This window comes from Sphingomonas sp. PAMC 26621, assembly GCF_000251145.1.
GTDB lineage: Bacteria > Pseudomonadota > Alphaproteobacteria > Sphingomonadales > Sphingomonadaceae > Sphingomonas.
In genome coordinates, this window is record NZ_AIDW01000009.1 from 112,107 (window position 1) to 136,371 (window position 24,265).

General features: G+C 66.4%; 18 protein-coding genes. 6 read left to right on the top strand and 12 right to left on the bottom strand.

The window, feature by feature from the left end:
- Window positions 1-4: 4 nt before the first annotated feature.
- The 5 genes from RI03_RS04230 to RI03_RS04250 all read left to right on the top strand — a co-directional run bounded on the left by RI03_RS04230 (window position 5) and on the right by RI03_RS04250 (window position 6,079).
- Window positions 5-1,486, top strand: coding sequence for an efflux transporter outer membrane subunit (locus RI03_RS04230; RefSeq protein WP_010215454.1), 1,482 nt, complete (start codon window positions 5-7; stop codon window positions 1,484-1,486).
- The gene (locus RI03_RS04235; protein WP_010215455.1) at window positions 1,487-2,890 is read left to right on the top strand and encodes an efflux RND transporter periplasmic adaptor subunit; all 1,404 of its coding nucleotides are present in this window, start codon (window positions 1,487-1,489) and stop codon (window positions 2,888-2,890) included.
- Complete coding sequence (locus tag RI03_RS04240) at window positions 2,823-3,635, top strand: ABC transporter ATP-binding protein (protein WP_010215456.1); 813 nt, start codon at window positions 2,823-2,825, stop codon at window positions 3,633-3,635. Before RI03_RS04235 ends, RI03_RS04240 begins: the two co-directional genes overlap by 68 nt.
- A gap of 130 nt (window positions 3,636-3,765) precedes the next feature.
- Window positions 3,766-4,974: an ABC transporter permease gene (locus RI03_RS04245; RefSeq protein ID WP_010162509.1), complete on the top strand. Its 1,209-nt coding sequence runs from the start codon at window positions 3,766-3,768 to the stop codon at window positions 4,972-4,974.
- 172 nt (window positions 4,975-5,146) lie between these two features.
- Window positions 5,147-6,079, top strand: coding sequence for a 50S ribosomal protein L11 methyltransferase (locus RI03_RS04250; RefSeq protein ID WP_010215458.1), 933 nt, complete (start codon window positions 5,147-5,149; stop codon window positions 6,077-6,079).
- A 148-nt stretch (window positions 6,080-6,227) separates the two neighbouring features.
- On the opposite strand, the gene xylA is transcribed toward RI03_RS04250, so the two are convergent.
- From xylA to kdpF, 8 genes are all read right to left on the bottom strand, one after another.
- The gene (gene xylA, locus RI03_RS04255; protein WP_010215459.1) at window positions 6,228-7,538 is read right to left on the bottom strand and encodes a xylose isomerase; all 1,311 of its coding nucleotides are present in this window, start codon (window positions 7,536-7,538) and stop codon (window positions 6,228-6,230) included.
- A gap of 20 nt (window positions 7,539-7,558) precedes the next feature.
- Window positions 7,559-9,013 (bottom strand): xylulokinase, encoded by a 1,455-nt coding sequence (gene xylB, locus RI03_RS04260; protein WP_010215460.1) that lies wholly within the window; start codon window positions 9,011-9,013, stop codon window positions 7,559-7,561.
- Between the two features lie 8 nt (window positions 9,014-9,021).
- The gene (locus tag RI03_RS04265; protein WP_010215461.1) at window positions 9,022-10,128 is read right to left on the bottom strand and encodes a glycoside hydrolase family 43 protein; all 1,107 of its coding nucleotides are present in this window, start codon (window positions 10,126-10,128) and stop codon (window positions 9,022-9,024) included.
- 369 nt (window positions 10,129-10,497) lie between these two features.
- Window positions 10,498-11,190, bottom strand: coding sequence for a response regulator (locus RI03_RS04270; RefSeq protein ID WP_010162514.1), 693 nt, complete (start codon window positions 11,188-11,190; stop codon window positions 10,498-10,500).
- 10 nt (window positions 11,191-11,200) lie between these two features.
- Window positions 11,201-11,788 (bottom strand): potassium-transporting ATPase subunit KdpC, encoded by a 588-nt coding sequence (kdpC, locus tag RI03_RS04275; RefSeq protein WP_010215462.1) that lies wholly within the window; start codon window positions 11,786-11,788, stop codon window positions 11,201-11,203.
- 11 nt (window positions 11,789-11,799) lie between these two features.
- Complete coding sequence (gene kdpB, locus RI03_RS04280; RefSeq protein ID WP_026046438.1) at window positions 11,800-13,821, bottom strand: potassium-transporting ATPase subunit KdpB; 2,022 nt, start codon at window positions 13,819-13,821, stop codon at window positions 11,800-11,802.
- A gap of 11 nt (window positions 13,822-13,832) precedes the next feature.
- Entirely contained in the window at window positions 13,833-15,536 is a 1,704-nt protein-coding gene (gene kdpA / locus RI03_RS04285; protein ID WP_010215464.1) for a potassium-transporting ATPase subunit KdpA, read from the bottom strand.
- A 13-nt stretch (window positions 15,537-15,549) separates the two neighbouring features.
- A complete protein-coding gene (kdpF, locus tag RI03_RS04290) occupies window positions 15,550-15,639 on the bottom strand; it encodes a K(+)-transporting ATPase subunit F (protein WP_138995611.1) in 90 nt (29 codons plus the stop codon).
- 519 nt (window positions 15,640-16,158) lie between these two features.
- Here kdpF and RI03_RS04295 point away from each other — a divergent pair.
- Complete coding sequence (locus tag RI03_RS04295) at window positions 16,159-18,786, top strand: sensor histidine kinase (RefSeq protein WP_010215466.1); 2,628 nt, start codon at window positions 16,159-16,161, stop codon at window positions 18,784-18,786.
- A gap of 10 nt (window positions 18,787-18,796) precedes the next feature.
- Here the strand turns inward: RI03_RS04295 and RI03_RS04300 are convergent, their stop codons facing one another.
- The 4 genes from RI03_RS04300 to RI03_RS22595 form a co-directional block, all read right to left on the bottom strand.
- On the bottom strand, window positions 18,797-20,311 hold the full coding sequence (locus RI03_RS04300) for a lipopolysaccharide biosynthesis protein (protein ID WP_010215467.1): 1,515 nt from the start codon (window positions 20,309-20,311) through the stop codon (window positions 18,797-18,799).
- Between the two features lie 137 nt (window positions 20,312-20,448).
- On the bottom strand, window positions 20,449-21,543 hold the full coding sequence (locus tag RI03_RS04305) for a glycosyltransferase (protein WP_238542260.1): 1,095 nt from the start codon (window positions 21,541-21,543) through the stop codon (window positions 20,449-20,451).
- Between the two features lie 100 nt (window positions 21,544-21,643).
- Window positions 21,644-22,315 (bottom strand): transglutaminase-like cysteine peptidase, encoded by a 672-nt coding sequence (locus RI03_RS04310; RefSeq protein WP_010215469.1) that lies wholly within the window; start codon window positions 22,313-22,315, stop codon window positions 21,644-21,646.
- Between the two features lie 806 nt (window positions 22,316-23,121).
- Window positions 23,122-24,182, bottom strand: a protein-coding gene (locus tag RI03_RS22595; protein WP_170318340.1) for an IS630 family transposase whose coding sequence is annotated in 2 segments (ribosomal slippage) — window positions 23,122-23,690 and window positions 23,690-24,182 — 1,062 coding nt in all. Because the reading frame shifts where the segments join, the coding sequence is not laid out codon by codon here.
- Window positions 24,183-24,265: the final 83 nt, after the last annotated feature.

Here is a 24,265-nt window from a genome sequence, read left to right on the forward strand (position 1 = left end):
ACGTATGCGGTATCGTTCCATCCTGTTGCTTTCGCTGACGGTGCCGATCGCGGCGTGTACGGTCGGGCCGAATTATCATCCCGCTTCTCCGGCTGCGCTGGGGGTGCCGGATGCCTATTCGGTCCCGCTTCCGGCGCAGGCGCGGGGCGACCTGACCGCTTGGTGGACGCAGTTCAACGATCCGCTGCTGACCAGCGTGGTCGAACGCGCGCGCGCGAACAACCTCGATATCGCGCAAGCGGTCGCGCGGCTGCGGCAGGCGCGCGAGACGCTAGTGCAATCGCGCGCACAACTCCTCCCGACCCTCAGCGGCTCGGCAGGCTATACGCGCTCGCAGAGCATCGTCGGGGGCACCACCACGTTGCCGGGTGGCGCGACGGTGATCACCGGACGCGGATCAGGCGATACGCTCTCGCTCGGCGCAGACGTGCAATATCAGGTCGGACTGTTCGGCGAGATCCGCCGCACGATCGAATCAAGCCGTGCGCAATATGCGACGTCGGGCTATGATCTCGCGACAGTCCTGCTCTCGACCGAGGCGGAGGCGGCGCGCAACTATATGCTCGCGCGGCTGTATCAGGCACAGCTTGCCAATGCGCGCGCATCGCTGCGGGTGCAGGACGACAATCTCGAGATCGCAGGCTTTCGCGTTCAGGCCGGGCTGGTCTCGTCGCTCGATGCCGAGCAGGCGCGGTCGCAGCGCGCGACCACCGCCGCGACGATCCCGACGATCGAGCAGAATTACAACGCCGCGGTGTCGCGGATCGGCGTGCTGACCGGGCAGGCACCGAGCGCGCTCAAGGCCGAGCTCGCCGCGACTCAGCCGATCCCGGCCGGGCCGGACAGCGTCGCGATCGGCGTCCCGCTCGATACGCTCCGCCAACGCCCCGACGTCCGCGCGGCGGAGCGCCAGCTTGCCGCGACCACCGCGCAGATCGGCGTGGCAAAGGCGCAACTCTATCCGGCGTTCGCGATCAGCGGGAGCCTGTCGACCGACGCGTCCAAGCTCGGCAACCTGTTCCAGACAGTCGCGGGGCAGGTGTTCGCGGGGCTGACGCAGGCGATCTTCAACGGCGGGCGGCTGCGCTCGCAGGTCCGCAGCACCGAAGCCGCTGCCGATGGCGCGTTCGCGCTGTACAAGTCGACCGTGCTGCAGGGGCTCGAGGATGTCGAGAATGCGGTCGTCGCGCTCGATTCCGCGAAGCGCCGCGCCGAACAGTTCACGATCGCGCTCGACGCCGCCAACACCAGCGCGATCCTGTCGCGCAGCCAGTATCGCGCGGGGCTGACCGATTTCGTCACGCTCAACACTACCGAAACCGCACTGCTCAACGCGCGCAACGGGCTGAGCCAGGCGCAGTCAGACCGCGCGACCGCGCTGGTCCAGCTGTTCCTCGCGCTCGGCGGCGGGTGGGACAGCAGCGCCGACCCGACCGCCGCGATCGCGCCCCCCGCGTCCAACCCCATCGTCCGCCAGGAACGCTAAATGGCCAGCACGCCCCCGACCGCCGCAGCCAGCCCCGATCTGGATGCCTTTCTCGGCACCAAGCCGGTCCCCGCGTGGAAACGCTGGGGCAAATGGGTGCTCGTCGCAATTGGCGTGGTCCTGTTGCTGCTGACGCTCAAGAGCTGCTTTGCGGGGACCGCAAAGCCCGATTATGCGACCGTCGCGGTGGAGCGGGGCGCGCTTTCGGTCAGCGTCTCGGCGACCGGCAAGCTCCAGCCGACCAATCAGGTGCAGGTGGGTTCGGAACTGTCCGGGCTTGTCACCAAGGTGGTGGTCGACGTCAACGACCGCGTGACCAAGAACCAGCCGCTCGCGCTGGTCGACCCCTCGCGTTTCCAGGATGCGGTCAATCAGAGCCAGGCCGCGCTCGACGCCGCGATCGCGACGGTCGCGCAGAATCAGGCGACCTTGGCACAGTCCACCGCGACGCTGTCGCGTTATCAGGAAGTCAGCCGCCTGTCGGGCGGGCGGGTTCCTGCGAAAACCGAACTCGACCAGGCGCGGGCCGACCGGGACCGTGCGGTCGCCAATGTCCGCGCGGCGCAGGCGAACGTCGTGTCCGCCCGCGCGACCCTCTCCTCCAACGCGACTCAGCTGGTGAAGACGGTGGTCCGCTCGCCGGTCAACGGCGTCGTACTCGCGCGGCAGATCGAACCCGGGCAGACCGTCGCCGCATCGTTCAGCACGCCGACGCTGTTCGTCATCGCCGAGGATCTCAGCCGGATGAAGCTCGCGGTGGCGATCGACGAGGCCGATGTCGGTTCGGTCAAGGAAGGGCAAAGCGCGACCTTCACGGTCGATGCGTTCCCCGGAAAGACCTTTCCGGCGGCGATCACGCGGGTCGACCTGGGGTCTAATCTCAGTGCGTCGACGACATCGAGCAGCACGTCGACCGCCACCTCCACCGCGGGACAGGTCGTGTCGTACAGCGCGACGCTGTCGGTTGCCAACGCCGGGCTCCAGCTTCGCCCGGGCATGACCGCGACCGCGGATATTGTCACCACCGCCAAGCCCAACGTCCTGCTCGTCCCCAACGCCGCGCTGCGCTTCAAGCCGACCGATACGGGGGCATCCAGCGGCAGCAGCGGGATCGCGGGCGCGTTGGTGCCGCGGCCGCGTCGACGTGGCGGCGCGAACAGCGGCAAGGGCGAGACGGTCAAGCGCGGCGGTGCGCAGACGGTCTATGTGCTCGACGCGGAGGGCACGCCCAAGCCGGTCGACATCACCACCGGCGAGAGCAACGGATCGATGACCGAAGTCCTTGGCGGGGCGCTCAAGCCCGGCGACAAGGTGATCACCGGGCAGCTCGCGAAGGATGCGGGCGGGTCGGCGGGCGGCAGCGGTCAGCGGCGGCGGTCGGGCGGGCAGGGCGGTGGCCAGTAATCCCGCCTCCCCGGCGGTGTCGGCGGCGGCTGCGGTCGCGCCGATTATCTCGCTGCGCGACGTCACCAAGCGCTACGGCGACGGCGCGACCGCGTTCCTTGCGCTTAAGGGGATCGATCTCGACATCGCGCAAGGCGACTTCGTCGCGGTGATGGGGGCGAGCGGCTCGGGCAAGTCGACCACGATGAACATCCTCGGCTGTCTCGACGTGCCGACCGGCGGGACGTTCGCGTTCAAGGGCGTTCATGTCGAGACGCTCGATCGCGACCAGCGTGCGTTGTTGCGGCGCAAGTATCTCGGTTTCGTGTTCCAGGGGTTCAACCTGCTCGCGCGGACGACGGCGCTCGAGAATGTCGAGCTGCCGCTGCTGTATCGCGGCGACGCCAAGACCGCGCGACGCGCGGCGGCGATGGCGGCGCTCGACAAGGTGGGCCTCGCGAACTGGTGGGACCATACGCCCGCCGAACTGTCGGGCGGACAGCAGCAGCGCGTCGCGATCGCGCGCGCGATCGTGACCAGCCCGGCGGTGTTGCTGGCGGACGAGCCGACGGGGAACCTCGATTCGGAACGCTCGGTCGAGATCATGGAGCTGCTTTCCGGGCTCAACCGCGATAGCGGGATCACGGTGATCATGGTGACACACGAACCCGACATGGCTGCGTTCGCGCGGACGATCGTGCATTTCAAGGACGGGCTGGTGGAGCGGATCGATACGCAGCATCGTGCTGGGGAGGAACCGGCATGACCCGCGCAACGATTAAGCCCCTCCCCTTCAGGGGAGGGGTTGGGGTGGGGCCGTGCCGCGAATCTAGGGCCTCGGTTCTGCTGCACTGCCCCACCCCCAACCCCTCCCCTAAAGGGGAGGGGCTAAGATAATGCTCGGCACCACGCTCCTCCTCGCGCTGCGCTCGATCGCGCGGCACAAGCTGCGCTCGTTCCTGACCACGCTCGGCATCATCATCGGCGTGGCCGCGGTCGTGACGATGGTGACGCTCGGCAAGGCGACCACCGCCGCGGTGCAGAAGTCGATCTCCTCGCTCGGCACCAACATTCTCCAGGTCCGCCCGGGGCAGGGCTTCGGGCGTGGCGGCGGGGGCCCGCGTCCGCCCGATTTCAAGCCGCAGGACGCGATCGCGATCCGCGACCAGATCGCTGGCGTCACCGCGGTCGCCGCGCAGGCCGGCACCACCGCGACCGCGATCTACGAGGGCGCGAACTGGTCGACCACGCTTAACGGCACTACCAACGCCTATTTCCAGGTCCAGCCATGGCCGCTGACCGAAGGGCGCACCTTTACGCCCGCCGAAGAAGCCGCGGGCAAGTCGGTCTGCATCATCGGGAATACGGTCAACACCAACCTCTATCGCGGCGGCTCCCCGCTCGGCACGCGGATGCGGATCGGCGGGATTTCGTGCGACGTGATCGGGCGGCTGTCGGCGCGCGGGCAAGCCGGGTTCGGCGGCGATCAGGACGATGTCGTGATCATGCCACTCAAGGCCGTGCAACGCCGCTTCACCGGTTCGACCGACCTCAAGCTGATGCTCGTCGGGGTCGATCAGGCCTATTCGAGCGCGACGGTCCAGGCCTCGATCGAGGATCTGCTGCGCGAACGGCGCAACATCAACGGCGGCAAGGACGATGATTTCAACATCTTCGACACCGCGCAGATCTCGGCGACGCTGACGCAATCGACCACGCTGCTGACCGGGATCGTCACCGCGGTGGCGGGGATCAGCCTCGTCGTCGGCGGGATCGGGATCATGAACATCATGCTCGTCTCGGTGACCGAGCGGACGCGCGAGATCGGCATCCGCCTCGCGATCGGCGCGGTGGCGGGGGAGGTGCTGCTGCAGTTCCTGGTCGAGGCGATCGCGCTGTCGATGCTCGGCGGACTGATCGGTCTGGTCGTCGCGCAGATTGCGGTGCTGTCGCTCGCGGGGGTGATGAAGGTCGATTTCCTGTTCGATCCGCAGATCAACATGATCGCCTTTGCGATCTCGGCGGTGATCGGGGTGGTGTTCGGCTATTTCCCCGCCCGCCGCGCCGCCGCGCTCAACCCGATCGACGCCCTCCGCCACGAATAGCCGCGCGCAGCGCAATACCTGTTCCTTCTCCCTTCGTGGCTTTGTGGCTTTGTGCGAGGCCAATCTTCTTCTGAAGAGGACAGGATGGACTCGCACAAAGGCACAAAGCCACGAAGAGAAGCAGGTTTTTAGGACGCTTGCGCGTCGGTGCGTGGGCGGTCAGGAACACCTCATGACCAGCTGGAAATTGAGCCTCCCCTGCACCCGCGCCGAGGCGGAGGCGATCGACGCCGCCGAGGACATTGCCGAGGGCGTCGTGCTGATGACGACCGAACTCGAGGAGGACGACCGCGAGCATTGGCGGCTCGACGCCTATCTCGAGGCCGAGCCCGATGCCGCGACGATCGCCACGATCCACGCGCTCGTCCCCAGTGCGGCGGGCGTCGCGCCGCAGGTCGAGGCGTTGCCCGAGGAGGATTGGGTGACGCTCAGCCAGCAGGGGCTCGAACCGATCACCGAGGGTCGGTTCGTCGTCCACACCAGCGCGCATCCGGCCGATGTGCCCGCAGGCGGCCGCGCGTTCCTGATCGAGGCGGGGCAGGCGTTCGGCACGGGGCATCATGCCACCACCTCGGGGTGTCTCGCGATGCTCGACCGGATGGACGGGCAATCCTTCGCACGGGTAATCGATATCGGCACCGGCACCGGCCTGCTTGCTTTTGCGGCGCGGCATCTGTGGCCGGAGGCGGAGATCGTCGCGACGGACATCGACCCGCGTGCGATCGTGGTGACAGCGGAGAATGCCGAGACGAACGGCGTCGAAGCGGTCGATCTGACCGTCGCGGACGGGACGCTCGACGACACGATCGTCGCGCGCGCGCCGTATGATCTGGTGATCGCGAATATTCTCGCGGGACCGCTCGTCTCGATGGCACCCGAGCTTGCCGCCATCGCCGCGCCGCATGCGACGATCGTGCTGGCAGGGCTGCTGGAGACGCAACGCGCCGACGTCGTCGCTGCGTTTGCGGGGTGCGGGTGTGTGCTTGAGGAGACCGATCGTCGGGGCGACTGGTCGATCCTGCGGCTGAGCGCGGGGAGTGAGCGCTTTGTGCCGACGCAGCCGATCGATCCCAAGGGGCGGGATGGCTGGGCGCTGGATTTGTAGGGGGGACTGAACCCGTCCCCTTCCGTTCGTTCCGAGCGTAGTCGAGAAACCTGTGCTGTGCCGGGTTTCTCGACTGCGCTCGAAACGAACGCGAAGAGAAGGTTGAACGAAGTGGACCGCGCACATCTCTGTGCGCAGCCCGTCTTGTTCAGATGAAGCGGTTGATGAGATTCTCGATCCGCTCCTGGCGACCAGAGCGCGGCTGCGGGTCGATGCTGTGCTCGACCGCGAGATCCGCGATCCCCGCCAGGTCGAGACCACCGACCTTCTGGCCGAAGTCCGCATCCCAACCGGCGTAACGCTCGGTCTTGATCGCATCGAGGCGACCGTCCTCGATCAGCGCCGCTGCATTGAGCAGCCCCTTCGCGACGACGTCGATCGCGCCGACATGGCCGTGGAACAGGTCGACTGCGTCCATCGACTGGCGGCGGACCTTGGCGTCGAAGTTGAACCCGCCGGTGGTGAAACCGCCTGCGCGGATGATCTCCAGATTGGCGAGCGTCAGTTCCTCGACCGAGTTGGGGAACTGGTCGGTATCCCAGCCATTCTGCGGATCGCCGCGGTTGGCGTCGATCGAGCCGAAGATGCCGAGCGCTGCTGCGGTTGCGATCTCATGCTCGAACGTGTGGCTGGCGAGGGTCGCGTGGTTCGCCTCGATGTTGACCTTCACTTCATTCTCGAGGCCGTAGCGCTTGAGGAAGCCGTACACCGTCGCGGTGTCGAAGTCGTACTGGTGCTTGGTCGGCTCGAACGGCTTGGGCTCGATCAGGATCGTGCCGGTGAAGCCGATCTTGTGCTTGTGCTCGACGACGAGCGACAGGAAGCGCCCGAGATTGTCGAGCTCGCGCTTGAGATCGGTGTTGAGCAGCGTCTCATAGCCCTCGCGACCGCCCCACAGCACGTAGTTCGCGCCGCCGAGACGATGGGTCGCTTCGAGCGCGTCGCGGACCTGCATCGCGCCGAACGCAAACACTTCCGGGTTGGGGTTGGTCGCGCCGCCGGCGGCGAAGCGCGGGTGGCTGAACAGGTTGGCGGTGCCCCACAGCAGCTTGCGACCCGACGAGGCCTGCAGCCGCTCCAGATGATCGACGGCTTCGGCGAAGTTGCGGCGATGCTCGGTGATGTTGGCGGCATCCGCCATCACGTCGACGTCGTGGAACGCGTAGAAGGGGATGTCGAGCTTGGTGAAGAAGTCGAACGCGACTTCGCGCTTCTGCGCGGCGGCGGCGGCATCGTTCGCGCCGGCATGCCACGGGCGGTTGAACGTCCCGCCACCGAACACGTCGGAACCCGGCCAGCAGAAGGTGTGCCAGAAGCAGGCGGCGAAGCGCAGATGGTCTTCCATCCGCTTGCCCATGACGACCCGGTCCTTGTCGTAATAGCGATAGGCGAGCTCGTCATCGGTCTTGGGGCCCTTGAAGGCGATCTGGGGGATGTCGGCAAAGAAATCATTGGCCATTGGGGCGCTCCTTCGAAAAGTCAGTTGGATGCGGTGAGGGGGGCGATGCGGGCGTAGGCGGCGCGGAACGCAGCCTTCTTGGGCGCAAGCCGTGCGGTCAATTCCGCATCGGGGGTGATCCGGTGCGAAACGGGTGGGGCGACGCAGACTTCAGCCGGGGTCCCGCCGTCGACCGCAATCTGCGCGAGCCGCGCCGCGCCGAGCGCGGGGCCGACTTCGCCACCCTGGAGATACACCAGCGGCACCTCCATCGCGGCGGCGAGCGTCTCGCCCCAATAGCGCGAGCGTGCGCCGCCACCGATGACGGCGAGTTCCGCGACTTCGGTGCCCGCTTCGCGCAGCACATCGAGCCCGTCCGCCAGCGCGAACGCGACACCCTCCAGCACCGCCTGCGCGAGCCGGTTGGCGTCGGTGTCGTTGTCGAGCCCGAAGAACGCCCCGCGGACCTGCGCGTCATTGTGGGGTGTGCGTTCGCCCGAGAGATAGGGGAGGAAAATCTCGGGACCGTTCGCGACACCCGCCGCTTCGGCGCGCTGAAAGAGTTCGGCGGCACCGGTCGCACCGGTCAGCCGTGCAACCCAGTCGATGCACGAGGCCGCGCTCAGGTGGACCGACATCTGGTGCCACATGTCGGGTAGGCAATGCGCGAACGCATGGACCGCACGCGCCGGGTTGGGCCGGAATGCGTCATTTGCAACGAAGATGACGCCCGAGGTGCCGAGCGACAGCAACGCCTTGCCGTCGGTGACGACGCCGACGCCCGCAGCACCGCCGGCATTGTCGCCAGCGCCACCCGCGACCGGAACCTGCGCCATGCCCCATGCCTCGGCGATATCAGCGCGGAGCGTGCCCGCGTCGTCCGTGCCCTCGACCAGCCGCGGCATCTGCGCCTCGGTGAGGCCGCAAGCAGCGAGCAACGTCTCGCTCCAGCGACGACCCGCGACGTCGAGCCATAGCGTGCCCGCCGAATCCGACATGTCGGAGGCCTTCTCGCCGGTCATCCGCAGCCGGACATAATCCTTGGGTAACAGCACGGTCGTAACCTGCGCGAAGATCTCGGGCTCGTGGCGGCGGACCCATTCGAGCTTGGGCGCGGTGAAGCCTGGCATCACGATATTGCCGCCGACCGTCCGGAACTCACCCGTGACCGCTTCCAGCGCCGCGCATTCCGCGAAGGAACGTCCGTCGTTCCACAGGATCGCGGGGCGCAAGGGTTTATCGTCCGCGCCGAGCAGGGTTGCACCGTGCATCTGCCCGGCAAGCCCGATCCCGCGGACCGACCGCCGGACCTCCGGGTCGATCGCGAGGACTGCGGCGGTCGTCGCCTTCCACCAGTCCTCGGGGTCCTGTTCGGACCACAAGGGCTGCGGCCGCTGGACGGTGAGCGCGGCGACGCCTTGGCCGACGACCGCGCCATGCGTGTCGAGGACGACGGCCTTGACGCCCGACGTGCCGATATCGATTCCGAGAAACATTCGCGGCCTTACTTGAGCAAGGGGTCGATCGTCTTGATCGTCCCGTCGGTGTTGAAGGTCAGCTCGGTCACCTTGACGTTGCGCAGGTGGTTTTTGTTGCTCAGCTGCGTGTCCGCATAGAACAGCCACCATTTGCCGCCGGTCTGGATGATCGAGTGATGCGTCGTCCAGCCCTGCACCGGGTTCATGATATGCCCGCGATAGGTGAATGGGCCGTATGGGTTCGTGCCGGTCGCATAATTGAGGAAGTGCGTGTCGCCGGTCGAGTAGGTGTAATAATATTGCCCGCCGCGCTTGAACATCCACGACGCCTCGAAGAAGCGCTTCTCATGGTCGCCGCCGAGGATCGGCTTGCCTTTTGCATCGAGGATTACCGCATCGCGCGGCGTCTCGGCGAGGCTCTTCATGTCGGGGTTCATCCGCGCGACCTTGCCGGTCAGCGCGGGCTGGCCGTCCTGCAGCAGATCGGTATCGCTGCCGTTGGGGTCGAACGTCCCGTTCTTCCAGCGCTGGAGCTGCCCGCCCCAGATGCCGCCGAAATACATGTAGCTCTTGCCGTCCGCGTCGGTGAAGACCGCGGGGTCCATCGAGAACGCGCCCGTGATCGGCTTGGGATCGGCCTTGAACGGGCCCATCGGGCTCTTCGACGTCGCAACGCCGATCATGAACTTGCCGAGGCCGTTCTTGTCCTTGGTCCGGTCGCGTGCCGGGAAGTACAGATAATAGGTGCCGTTCTTGTAGGCCGCGTCGGGCGCCCACATCTGCTGCGACGCCCAGCGGACCTGCTTCACGTCGAGCGCGACCGGGCCGACCGTGACGGGCGCGCCGATCCGGTCCATCTTCAGGATACGGTAATCGTGCATCGCATATTCGTTGCCGAGATCGTCGTCGGGGATGTCGGTCGGGACGTCGTGGCTCGGATAGACGTAGATCTTGCCGCCGAAGACATGCGCCGAGGGATCGGCGGTGTAGATCGACTTGACCAGCGGCTGCGACAGGAAGCGCTTGGCGTCCGTCTGGCCGGTTTGCGCGGGGTGATCCTGCGCGATCAATGCGGTGGCGAGGCCTGCGCCGCCAAGGCCGCACAGTGCGGCCAGATACATGCCCTTCTTCATCCTGGATCTCCCGAATCTCGCGCTCGTTGGCGCGTGTTGAGGGAAAGTTAGCGCTACCAGACGGGTTCGACAAGGAGTTTCGACGTGTGTGGCCTCTCGTCGCCCCGTACCATCCTCGCTTTGAGGTCCCCGTGCAGGCGGGCGTTCTCTAACTCTTCCGTCATCCTGAACTTGTTTCAGGATCCAGCCCTCCGCGAGTGGGGTCTGGGCTTGTTGCGCGGTGGATGCTGAAACGAGTTCAGCATGACGGCAGAATTGGGGGGGCGCGGTGATGATCGACCTGTTGGACGCCCCCGCCAGGGGTTTCGCGGAGGCGGGGATCATGGAGCGGCGGCGCCCGAAGCCATGACGCAGTGGCGGGAAAATCGCCTATCGCTCCCCCGTCGCGAGCCGATACCCGACCCCCGGCTCGTTGATCAGCAATCGCGGCACCGCCGCATCCTGCTCAAGCTTCTGCCGCAACCCGCGGATCACGATGCGCAGGTAATCGACATGGCTTTCATGCGCCGGCCCCCAGACGGTACGCAGCAATTGCGCATGGCCGATCACGCGGTCGGGCCGCTTCGCAAGCTCGGCGAGCACGTCATATTCCTTGGGTGGCAAGTGCACGACCTCGCCCCCGCGCCGGACCCGGCGATGTTCGAGATCGATCTCGACGTCCCCCGCGGTCACGTTGACTCGCTCCGCCTGTGTCGCCAGCCGATGCCGGAAGGCGGTGCGCAACCGCGCGAGCAATTCCTCGGTATCGAACGGCTTGATCAGATAATCGTCCGCGCCGAGATCGAGCGCGGCGACCTTCTCAGCCGTCTCGTCGCGCGCCGAGACGACCAGCACCGTCGCCTGCGAGCGCGCCTTGATCAGCTGGATCATCTCCAGCCCGTCGCGGTCGGGCAATCCCAGATCGAGCAACACCGCGTCGGGCTTGGCGATGTCGACCAGCGACAGGCCCTCGCGCGCGGTGCTCGCCTCGGATACGGTGTGCCCCGCGCGTTCGAGGGCGACGCGCAGCAACCGGCGGATGTGCGCGTCGTCTTCGACGATCAGGACTTTATGGGCGGGCATGAGACGCCTGTTACGGCCGCTTGCTCATCCGGTCGAGCGCAAGGTTGAGCGCGAGCACGTTGACCCGCGGTTCGCCCAGGAAGCCGAGCAGCGGGGTTTCCGCCGTCTGCTCGACCAACTGGCGAACGCGCGCCTGGTCGATCCCGCGCGCCTTGGCAACACGCGACGTTTGATAAAAAGCCGCCTCGGGGCTGATATGGGGATCGAGCCCCGAGGCAGAGGCCGTCACCAGATCGGCGGGAACAGTAGAACCTGGTGCCGTAACTTGTGCCGCGGCCATGTCGGTCTTGACCCGGTCGACCAGCGCCTTGCTGGTGGGACCAAGGTTCGAGCCCGACGAAGCGGTCGCGTCATACCCCTTGCCGGCCGCCGACGGGCGACCGTGGAAATAGCTGGGCCCGGCAAAGCCCTGGCCGATCAGCGCGGAGCCGATCACGGTCCCCTTCGCGTCGCGGAGCAGGCTGCCGTTGGCCGCCCCCGGCGCGATCACCTGGCCGAGGCCGGTGAGCGCGAGCGGGTAGACGAGGCCGAGCAGGAGCGCGAACAGGAGCGTCAGGACGATCGCTGGACGCAGCGCGGATTTGAAATCGGTAAGCATGGTTCAGATCCTCAGGCGAGGTGAAGGCCGGCGACGACGAGGTCGATCAGCTTGATCCCGATGAACGGCGCGATCAGGCCGCCGAGGCCGTAGACCGCGAGGTTGCGTGCGAGCAGCGGCCCGGCACCCATCGGCGTGTATTTGACGCCTTTCAGCGCGAGCGGGACGAGCAGCGGGATGATCAGCGCGTTGAAGATGATCGCCGACAGGATCGCGCTGTTCGGGCTCGACAGCCCCATCACGTTCAGCACGCCAAGCCCCGGATAGAGCACGACGAACATCGCCGGGATGATCGCGAAATACTTGGCGACGTCATTGGCGACCGAGAAGGTCGTCAGCGCCCCGCGCGTCATCAGCAACTGCTTGCCCAGGCCCACGATCTCGATCAGCTTGGTCGGATCGCTGTCGAGGTCGACCATGTTGCCCGCCTCGCGCGCGGCCTGCGTCCCGGTGTTCATCGCCACGCCGACATCGGCCTGGGCGAGGGCAGGGGCGTCGTTGGTCCCGTCGCCGCACATCGCGACGAGCTTGCCGCCCTGCTGTTCCTTGCGGATCAGCGCGAGCTTGTCCTCGGGCGTTGCCTCGGCGAGGAAATCGTCGACCCCCGCTTCGGCCGCGATCGCGGCGGCGGTGAGCGGATTGTCGCCGGTGATCATCACCGTGCGGATCCCCATCCGGCGCAGCTCGACGAAGCGTTCGCGTACCCCCGCCTTGACCACGTCCTTGAGCGCGACTGCACCGAGCAGCCGCCCGTCACGAAGCACCGCGAGCGGGGTCATCCCGCCGCGCGCGATCTCGTCGGTGATGCGCTTGAGCTCGACCGAACCCGCCGCATCCGAAGGCAGCGTCTTGAGGATCGAATCGACTGCGCCTTTCAGCACCGTGACCTGCCCGATCTTGACGCCGGACGCGCGGGTCTGCGCGGTGAACGGGATGATCTCGGCATCGGCCGGGAGCACCGCATTCTGGTGGAACTGCTCGCGTGCCAGGACGACGATCGAGCGGCCCTCGGGCGTCTCGTCGGCAAGGCTCGCGGTCATCGCGGCTTCGGCGAGCGTCGCGACGTCGATCCCGGCGAGCGCGCGGAATTCGCTCGCCTGGCGGTCGCCGATCGTGATCGTCCCGGTCTTGTCGAGAAGCAGGACGTCGATATCGCCCGCCGCCTCGACCGCGCGGCCCGACTTGGCGAGCACGTTGAAGCGGACCAGCCGGTCCATCCCGGCAATGCCGATTGCCGACAGCAGCGCCGCGATCGTCGTCGGGATCAGCGTGATGAGCAGCGCGGCGAGCACCGCGACCGAAATCCCGCCACCGGCGTAGTTGGCGAAGCCCGGGATCGTCGCGACCGCGATCAGGAAGATGATCGTCAGGCCGACGAGCAGGATCGTCAGTGCGATCTCGTTCGGGGTCTTCTGGCGTTCGGCGCCTTCGACCAGCGCGATCATCCGGTCGAGGAAGCCCTGGCCGGGTTCCGCGGTGATCTGCACCGTGATCTGGTCGGAGATGACGCGCGTGCCCGCAGTCACCGCCGAACGATCGCCGCCTGCCTCGCGGATGACCGGCGCGCTTTCGCCGGTGATCGCGGCCTCGTTGACCGAGGCGACGCCGACGATGACTTCGCCGTCCGCGGGGATCAGGTCGCCCGTCTCGACCAGGACCTTGTCACCCTTGGCGAGTTGCGTGGCGGGGACGAGTTCCCACGCTCCCGCGACGTCGATCAGCTTCTTCGCCTTGAGTTCGGACTTGGTCGCGCGGAGGCTTGCCGCCTGCGCCCGGCCGCGCCCTTCGGCAAGGGCCTCGGCGAAGGTGCCGAACAGCACCGTCAGCCACAGCCAGACGATCAGCTGGATCTGGAACGAGGCGGCGAGCGGCTCGCCTCCCATCGCCAGCAGGACGGTGAGGAGGAGCGCGACCACTGCCGTGGTGAAGAGCACGGGGTTCTTCACCAACTGGCGGGGGTCGAGCTTCTTGAACGAGTCGCCGATCGCCGGGACGACCAGCTTCGTCGAGAACATGGAGGATGCGGTTGCCATTGTCAGGACCTTCAGAAAAGCTGGCCGTTGATCATCGCGAGATGATCAGCGATCGGGCCGAGGGCGAGGCTGGGCAGGAAGGTGAGGCCGCCGAGGATCAGGATGATCCCGACGAGCAACCCGATCCACAGCCCGCCCGTGGTCGGGAACGAGCCCGCGCCGGCGGGGATGTGCTTCTTGGCGGCGAGGCTGCCCGCGATCGCGAGCACCGGCACGATGATGAAGAACCGCCCGAGCCACATCGCGACCGACAGCATCCCGTTGTACCAGGGCGTGCCGGCGGAAAGACCCGCAAAGGCCGACCCGTTGTTCGCGGTTGCCGAGGTGAAGGCGTAGAGGATCTCCGCAAAGCCGTGCGGCCCCTTGTTGAGCGGCCCCGCGAGCCCGTCCGGCATCACCGCGCTGAGCGAGGTCAGCCCGAGGATGCACAGCGGCAGGATCGCGATCGCGAGGACGGCGAGCTTGACCTCGCGGCTCTCGATCTTCTTGCCGACATATTCGGGGGTGCGCCCGACCATCAGCCCCGCGACGAACACCGCGAGGATCGCGAACAGCAGGAACCCGTAGACGCCAGCGCCGACGCCGCCGATGACGATCTCGCCGAGCTGCATGTTGAACAGCGGGATCATCCCGCCGAGCGGCGTGAAGCTATCATGCATCGCGTTGACCGCGCCGCACGAGGCGGCGGTGGTGACGACCGCGAACAGCGCGGACGCGGCGGTGCCGAAGCGGACTTCCTTGCCCTCCATGTTGCCACCGGCGACGCCGATGTGATGGAGGATAGGATTGCCCTGCGCTTCCTGCCAGTAGCAGACGGTGACGCCCGCCACGAACAGCACGGTCATCGCGCCGAGGATCGCCCAGCCCTGCCGTGTATCGCCGACTGCCTTGCCGAAGGTCCAGGTGAGCCCGACGCCGATCGCGAAGATCGACAGCATCTGGACGAGGTTGGTGAGCGCGGTCGGGTTTTCGAACGGATGCGCGCTATTGGCGTTGAAGAAGCCGCCACCGTTGGTGCCGAGCATCTTGATCGCTTCCTGGCTCGCGACCGGACCCAGAGCGATCGTCTGCTTGACGCCTTCCAGCGTCGTCGCATCGACCGACATGGCGAGTGTCTGCGGCACGCCGCTGACGATCAGGAACAGCGCATAGACGACGCAGATCGGGAGCAGCACGTACAGCGTGACGCGCGTCAGATCGGCCCAGAAATTGCCGATCGTCTTCATCTCGCGCCGCGCAAAGCCGCGGAACAGCGCGAAGGCGACCGCGATGCCGGTGGCGGCGCTGAGGAAATTGTGGATCGTGAGCCCGAGCATCTGGCTCAGGTTCGACATCACCGCCTCGCCCGAATACCACTGCCAGTTGGTGTTGCTGACGAACGAAATCGCGGTGTTCATCGCGCCGTCCGGCCCGACGCCGGCAAACCCGCGCTGGTTGAGCGGCAGGAACGCCTGGAGCCGCAGCACGGCGTAGGTCAGCAGCACGGTGACGAGCTGGAACAGCAGCATGTGGACGGCGTACCGACGCCAGCCTTGCTCGACGGTCGGGTCGATTCCGGCGAGCCTGTAGAAGCCGGTCTCTACGGGGCCGAGCACGACGTGGAGCGGCGTGCGCCGCCCCTCGTAGAGCGCGAACAGCCACATCCCCATCGGCTTGGCGATCGCCGCCAGGATGGCGACAAAGAGCGCGATCAGCGCCCATCCCTGAATGGTCATCGATGCAGGTCCTTCAGAACCGCTCGGGCCGGACGAGCACGGCGACGAGATACAGGAGGAGGCCGACCGCGGTCAGCCCGGCGAGCGCTAGGTGGAGCGACATCTCAGGCTTCATCACACAGGCGGACGAAGGCGAGGGTCAGCAGAAACAGCCCGCCAAGAATGGCGAGCCAGAGAAGATCGGGCATGTTGGGGCCTTTCCCGGCGACTCCGCCCCGAATGGCGGCTTCTGAGGGGCGAGATAGGCGCGGGGCGCATTAAGGTGCGCCGGGTAAGGCGCGGGCGGGGCATTAAGAATGCATAAGGTTTGCGCGTGTGCGGTGGCGTTGTGGGGGCGGGGTGCCTAGGCTTCGTCTGTGATTTGCCGTTGTACCCCTGCCGTCATTCCCGCGAACGCCGGAATCCATTGGTTCCGCCGGTCCGCCGTACTGCGGAGATGCTGCCTTATGGATCCCCGCCTCCGCGGGGATGACGGAGAGGGGGAAGGCTTCGCAACCGTTACCCGTCACCCCGGCCCTGTGCCGGGGTCCACCGGCGGCCAGGCCCAACGCTTGCGGAGTTCGCGGCGCGGTGGATGCCGGGACGAGCCCGGCATGACGGGACTACACCCGAAAGCCCCCGCATGCCGGTAACCGACGACCGTCCATCGCCCGACGCCCTTCTCCGCGCCGCGAAGCGCGAGGCGCGGGGCAAGCTCAAGATCTTCCTCGGCGCCGCCCCCGGTGTCGGCAAGACCTTCGAAATGCTCCGCGAAGGTGCCGAGCGGCTCAAATCGGGCACCGACGTCGTCATCGCGATCGTCGAGACGCACGGCCGCGCCGAGACGCAGGCGCTGGTCGCGCCGCTCGAAATCCTCCCGCGCCGCCAGATCGCCTATCAGGGGCACAGCCTCGACGAGATGGACATCGACGGCCTGCTCGCGCGCGCGCCGCAACTCGCGCTGGTCGACGAGTTCGCGCACACCAACGTCGCGGGCAGCCGACACCCCAAACGCTGGCAGGACGTGATGGAACTGCTCGACGCGGGGATCGACGTGTACACCACGCTCAACGTCCAGCATGTCGAGAGCCTCAACGACGTCGTCGCGAGCTTCACGCGGGTCCGCGTCCGCGAGACCGTCCCCGACAGCGTGTTCGACGATGCCGAGGTCGAGGTGGTCGACCTGCCGCCCGACGAGCTGATCGAGCGACTGAAGGCGGGCAAGGTCTATATCCCGGCCGAGGCGACCCGCGCGCTTGACCGCTTCTTTTCCAAGGCGAACCTGTCCGCTTTGCGCGAAATGGCGCTGCGTCGTGCGGCGCAGAGCGTCGACCAGGCGATGCTCGAGCATCTCGACACCCACGCCGTCGGCGGCACCTATGCCGGGGGGGAGCGCGTGCTGGTCGCGGTCAGCGAATTGCCCGGATCGGAAACGCTCGTCCGCGCCGCCAAGCGGCTCGCGGATGCACTCAAGGCCCCGTGGCAGGCGGTCTCGATCGAGACCCCGCGCACCGAGAGCTTCGGCGATGCGCAGCGCCGCCAGATCGCCGACACGCTGAGCCTCGCCGCCAGCCTCGGCGCGACCATCGCGACGATCCCGGCCGAGAATGTCGCGAGCGGCCTGCGCGCGCAGATCGAAGAAATGCGCGCGACCCAGCTCGTCATCGGCAAATCGGTGCGCAGCTGGTGGTTCACCCTGCGCCACGGGTCGGTGGTGGAGGCGATGCTCGCGGGGACCGACGGGCTCGCGATCCATGTCATCCCCGCCGGAACCGCGCCGCCGCGCCAGCGCACGCCGGCGATCCGCGCCGACTGGGGGCTCGCGGTCAAATCCGTGGCGGTCTTCGCGCTGGTTGCGCTCACCGCCGCGTTCGCCAAGCTGGTCGAGCCGGTGATCGGCGTCGGCGGGATCGACCTGATCTTCCTGCTGCCCGTCATCATCGCCTCGGGGCGGTTCGGGCTGTGGCCGGGGGTGACGACCGGGCTGCTTGCGGGGCTGACGTACAACTTCCTGTTCCTGCCCCCGCTCTACACCTTCACGATCGCGGACCCGCAAAGCCTGCTGACGATGTTCGTGCTGATCGGCATCGCGACCTTCACCGCGAACCTGACCGGCCGCCTCAAGATCCGCGCGACGCTGGGGGTACGCGGCGCGCAGGAAAATGCCGCGGTCGCCGCGTTCGGGCAGGCGCTCGCGCGCGTGTCGGACTGGGAGGCGACCAGTCGCACCGTCAGCAGCGAGATGGCGCGGCTGCTTGGCCTGTCGGTGATCGTGCTCGACGATCGTGACGGGCAGCTCGAGTGTATCGCGTGGTCGAGCGAAGAGATGCCGACCTTCGGCCCGGTCGACCGCGCCGCGGCCGACTGGTGCTGGAGCAAGGGCGAGGCGACCGGCGCGGGGACCGGGACACTGGTATCGTCCGACTGGCAGTTCCAGCCGCTCAAGACGTCGCTCGGCGTGCTCGCGGTGGTCGGCCTGTCGGCACATGATGGCGGCGATCCGGTTGGCGCGGGGCGCGCGGTGTTGCTGGCGACGCTGCTCGGACAGGCGGCGCTCGCGCACGAACGGTTGAAGCTCGAGGACCAGGTCCGCGAAGTCTCGGTGCTGCGCGAACGCGACCGGCTGCGCGCGGCGTTGCTGTCGTCGATCGGGCATGACCTGCGCACGCCGTTGACTTCGGTGGCGGCAGCGATCGACGCGATCGCTCGGGATCATCCCGATGCGCCCACCGTGCCCGTCGCGCGAAGCGAAGTCGCACGGTTGCGGCGGTTCCTCGACAATCTGGTCGACATGGTGCGGATCGATTCGGGCGCGCTCAAGCTCGCGCCCGAAGCGACCGACCTGACCGACGCGGTGGCAAGCGCGGTGCATGACCTCAAGACCCTGCTCCACGGCAGCCGGATCGACCTGCGCGTGCCGCCCGACCTGCCGCTGGTGCAGGCGGACCCGACGCTGCTTCATCACATCCTGATCAACCTGCTTGCCAATGCCGCGGTCCACGGCGGTGCGGGCGCGATCGAGATCGGCGGGCGGCGGGTGCGCGACGAAGTGACGCTGTCGGTGCGCGATCACGGGCCGGGGTTGCACCCGGGGTCGGAAGCGCAGGTCTTCGAGACGTTCGCGCAGGGGCGTGGTGGCGACCGGCATGGCGGGAGCGGTCTCGGCCTGGCGATCGCCAAAGGTTTTGCCGAGGCGATGGGCGTGGGGATCGCCGCGCATAACGATCCCGAGGGGGGCGCGGTGTTCAGCCTGTGCTTCCGGTTGCGCTGATCCGCTGCGGCTAGTGCGCCGGGCGTGATCCGGCGAAAGGCCCGAACCGCCTGCGCAACTGACTGATCCGATCGACGATCATCGTTTCGATGCCGGGCGGACGGTCGTGTGCGCGCCACAAGGCGAACAGCGTCGCCAGGTAGCACGCCAGCGCCGTCCCACCACAGGCGGCGAGCCCGATGGCTAGCGGAATGCCGCGAAGATCGTGCAAAACCGGGCGAAGCGCGAACAGTGTCAGCACCATCACCATGCCCGCACCCAGCGGACGCCATGTGCCGAGAAGCTGATCGACGATCGACAGCCCGATCAGCCGCCTGACAAGCCAGCTACAGACGGCGAGCATCAGGACCGCACTGATCACCCGTCCTGCAATCAGGCCGTACGTTCCGTAATAATAGGCGCCCACGAAAACCAACGGGATCTTCAGCACGAGTTCCACCACGTTGCGGTGCAAGGTGATTTCGGTCCGGCCCGTCGTCATGGCGAGCGAGACCAACGGCGCGGTGATCAGGGCCGGTATCAGCGGCAGGGCGAGCCATTGCAGCATCGGCCAGCACGCTTGCCATTTCGGCCCGAGTGCAAGCCGGACGACGGGTTCGGCCAACAGGCTCAGCCCCAATACAATCGGCAGGCCCGTCGTCAGCATCATCCCGACCGACCGCGCATAGGCGCGGCTGAGTCGCTCCGCGTCCCCTTGCAGGGCGGCAAAGGCGCCGGGTAGCGGCCGCGTGATTGGCTTGATCATCGCCTGGTCCGGGATGGCGGCGAGGTCACCGGCCAGCGAGAAACTGCCGAGTTCCGCCTTCCCGACAAATCGCGCCAGCATCAGCCGGTCGATCTGCCAGTTGAGCGCGCCGATCGTCTGGGACGCGGTCATCCATCCGACGAAATGCGAAAACACGCTCCAGCGCGCGAGCGACCACCGGGGGCGGTAGGGCGCGAACCAATAGGTCAGTGCCATCGTTGCGACCGGCGCTGCGACCGTGGCGGTCGCGAGCGCCCAATAGCTCCGTGTCATAATGGCGAGCGGGACCGCGCACCCGAGCGCGACGATCTTGCCGATCACCTCGATCAGCAAGTCGCGGCGAAAGTCGATCGCGCGTGCGTAATGCGCCATTGCCGGGCTCATCAGCCCGCGCACCGTCGGCGCGATACTGAGGAAGCAGATCAGCGGTACCAGGCGCGGCTCGTGATAGAGAAGCGCGAACGGCCAGGCGAGCGCGGCAAGGATCAACGTCAGCACGCCACCGCGGATCAGACCGATCGTGAAGGCGGTGTCGAGCAGGTCGGGCGTGATCGCGTCCGACCGGACGAGGACCTGCGTGATCGGAATTTCGAAGATTGCCTCGACGATCTGCACCAGCGTGAGCGCGACGGCGACCATCCCGAAATCGGCGGGCAGCAAGAGGTTGGCGAGCAACAGAAGACCGACGAAGTCGATCGAGCGGGTGCCGAGCTTGGAGGCGATCAGCCATGCCGCGCCGGACAGCGTCCGGCCTGCCAGATCCTGCGGCCGCTCGGTCATCGCGTTTTGCCGGAAGGCAGAGGAGGGCGCGGCACCGTTCGCGGGTCTTTTCCGGGGAAAGTCGGCAACGCGGGTTGCGCCCGTCGCGCGGCTACGTCGTGGCCGGGAGGCATGGTGGAGGCGTTGGTCGTCATGCGCTAGCCACGGTCCTGCCAGGCGGCGGCAACGACGGCGGAAAAGTCCGTCCCAAACCGATCCGGACTGAACGTGCGCGCGCGCGCGACCGCCCGGGCCGGGTCGAAGGCTGGCAGCCAGGTCTCGAACCGGTCGAGCGCCTCGAGCAATGCCTCGACCGACTTCTCGGCAAAGAACACGCCGGTTTCCTCGGCAACGACCGTTTCGACCGCGCCGCCGCGGGCGAAGGCGATGACCGGGCGGCCCGAGGCCATGACCTCGACCGGGATCAGCCCGAAATCCTCCTCCGCGGTAAATACCAGTGCGCGGGCGCCGGCATAAGCGTCGCGCAACGCGGAGAACCCCATGCGCCGCGTGAAGCGGATCGACGGTCCGGCCCTTGCCTGCAGCGATGCCAGCATCGCGCCATCGCCAATGACGTGCAGTTTCCGGCCACTCTGGTTGAACGCGTCGATCGCCAGGTCGGGGCGTTTGTAGGGGACCAGTTGGCCGACCCAGAGATATTCGTCGGTAGCGTACGGGGCGGGGGCGAAAAGCCGCGTATCCACCGGCGGGTAGACGACGGTGGCCGCGCGCCCCCAGCTCTTGGCGATCCGTCGCCGGATATAGTCGCTGTTCGCCATGATACGGTCTGGCCGTGCCGCGCTGACCGTGTCCCACATTCGCAGCGATGGCGCGAACAATGGCATCAGCAGACGGGCCGCCGCGCCACCGTCGGCATGATATTGGGCGTATTGATCCCACAGATAGCGCATCGGCGAGTGGCAATAGGTCACGTGGACCGCATCGGGGCGCGTGATGATCCCTTTCGCGGGTCCGGCTTCACAGCTGATCACCAGATCGTAAGCGCTCAGGTCAAGCGCCTCGAGCGCGCGGGGCATCAGCGGCAAATACTTCTGATAGTGACGTGTCGCAAACGGCAGTCGTGCAATAAAGGTCTGAAATATCTTGTGCTTCAGGATCGTCGCGGAGATGGCGCTGCGGTCTACGACATGCGTGAAGATATCGGCATCGGGGTACATCCGGCAAAGATGCTCGAGAACGCGTTCCCCTCCACGCATCTGGACGAGCCAGTAATGAATGATCGCTACGCGCACCCCGGCCCCCATATGCTGCGCGAGACCTAGCCGTGACGCGAGGTCGGAGTCCAGTATGGGATGACAGTATTTGCGATGACTTCGACAAAGGGCAGCTCGATCAGCCCGTCATATACCAGCGCGTCGGCTTCCCGGGGTACTCCGCAACCAGCCAGGCATAGCGCGTGCTGGACCAGGGCTCGATGAAGTTCGATCGGCTGTCGAGAACCACGTCCCCCGCATCGAGCCGCGCGATCAGCACCGTGTGCAGCCCGATATCCGTACGATAGACGATCGCGAAGAACAGGCGGGCGGGCGCAAACCCGGCGGCGATCAGGTCAAGTCGCTTCTGGATCGCGAGATCCTCGCAATCGCCGGACGCGTTGCGGCCCGATCCGCTCGGCCGCCACAACTCGGGCACGCCGTATAACGACTGGTCGCTCTGCTGGCGCACATGCGCGTTGATCGAGGCATCGATGCGTTTCAGCATCCGCATCCGTTCCGCGTCGTCGCGGTCATCCTGCGCCGGAGCAGGGGCTGGTGTGAGGAAAGATGCGCCTCCGACAGTCTCGTCGTGCGCGTCGGACTGCGCGGCGCTACGGCGCGGTGCCGGGGGTGGTGCCCCCGCCAGCGTCGTGCAGACGCCCGGTTGTGCCTGGCACAATTCGATGAACGCGCGCGGCATCGGGCTGGCGGCGCCAACCGGAATGAAACGCGGGCCTGCCGCCTTTGCCGCCGTCGGCATCGCCCCTGCAACCGTCAAACCCAACACAAGCAACAAAAAGCGCGTCACGACCGACCCCGTTAGAATGGTCGTGAAGCTTTGCTCGTGCGGCGGTTATGGAAGCGTTACGTGTGTCAGATAAATTATAGTAAACAAGGATTTAATGTGCTTTAATGAGACAAAAGATGCCATGCCGGCAGCAAGATGACAGCCCAGGCAAGCACACCGCATCCGAACGTCGCGACGATCCGTACAAGAGGTGGCCAGCGTTCTGCGTCAGTTTGACTAGAGTGTTGCGGCGTCGCCCTTTTCATCGTGAACAGGTGCCGCCGGTGAGCGGATGACGGCCACGCCCGTTCCTCAGTAAGCCGAACTTTGCGGGGCAACATGGCAAGCAATCCTGTACAACGGTTGCCAACCGTAACCTGATCCGCGCCGTAGTGATAGCGCTTGTCTGTCAATCCTTTGGAGTATGGCTTTGTTTTGCAGGGGGATAACCTGCATCGAACAACGCTGTTCGCAGCCCCATGCGTGCTGAAGCGGGGGTGATTGGGCACAGATGGACCGGCTCTTTGTCTGAGGTGGCTATTGCAGGACGTATGCCTCCTATAGAGTATACCCTTGGTGCCGTTCCCTCTATACTGTCGACACTATGCTTTAGCTGAGGTAAAGCGTGATAGAATTCTACAAAGATTGCCGAATCATCATCAATTTTTAGATCTGAGAGTATCCGAACGGTGAGTACCTGGATAATGTACAAAACTGTAAGGCATTACATCAGTTTGTATATTTGTACTCTGACGGCAATTATGGGGCAGGTGCCGATGGCTTATGGTATAACCATGAGCCAGGCCGCTTATACCAAGACTCTCTGATCAGGACCGATGGGCCCACGACCGCAGTCCGATGGACATGATGCGCCACGGCTGATCGGTGAGGCGGTTCCAGGCGAAGCAGCAATGGTCGAGGATGTCGTCGTAGGATTTGAAGATGCGGTTCGACAGCCAGTTGTCGCGCATGAACTGCCAGACGTTTTCGACCGGGTTGAGCTCGGGGCATTTTGCCGGCAGCGGCAGCAGCGTGATGTTGGCCGGGACGATCAGCCCCGCCGAGAGATGCCAGCCTGCCTGGTCAAGTATCAGCACGGCATGGGCGCCGGGCGTCACGGCGGCGGATATCTCGGCGAGGTGCAGCGTCATCCCTTCGGTATTGCAGCGCGGGAGCACCAGGGCCGCTCCCTTGCCCTCGGCTGGGCAGATGGCGCCGTAGATGTAGGCCGAGGTGGTACGTTGGTCCTTCGGCGCTGACGGACGTGTCCCGCGCTTGGCCCAGCGCCGGGTGATGCCGTTCTTCTGGCCGACCCGCGCCTCATCCTGCCACCACAGTTCTATAGGTGTACCGCCAGGGAGCGCTGCCCGGATCGCTGCCACTTGGGCGGGGAAGCCTTTTTAAAAACGTCGATGGCGTCAGCCGCCTGCGCATGATGCCTCGGTCGTGCCGTCAGCTTCCTGTAGCCCATGGCGCGCAGGTCGCGGCTCAGCGTCTGCTTGCTGACCGACACACCATATTCGTCGAACAGCCACTGGATCAAATCGACGATCCGCCAGCGCACCACGCCATGCGACGCCGGGACCGGGCCCTGTTCGATGGTCTCGGCAAGCGCCCGCTTATGCTCTGGGCCAAGCACTGGACGGGGACCGGGGGCTTTGCCGTCGAGCAAGCCGTCGGGCCCGCTGGTATTGAAGCGCAGCACCCAGTCTCGAACCGTCTGCAAACCAACGCCGCCGACCTGTGCCGCCGCGTGCCGCGCACCACCATCGTAAATCACCGCCAGCGCCAGCAGCCGCCGGACCTGATTGGCGTCACCGCTCAAACGCGCCAACCTTCGAAGACCAGACCCGTCGAAATCGTCCCTTAGCCCAACCGCTGATGCCACCGCCAACCTCCCACCGTTTGCGATGTTGAATCAGATCATGACCGACTTGGGAATCCCCGGCGCTGAGTCAGGCTCCGAGGGAC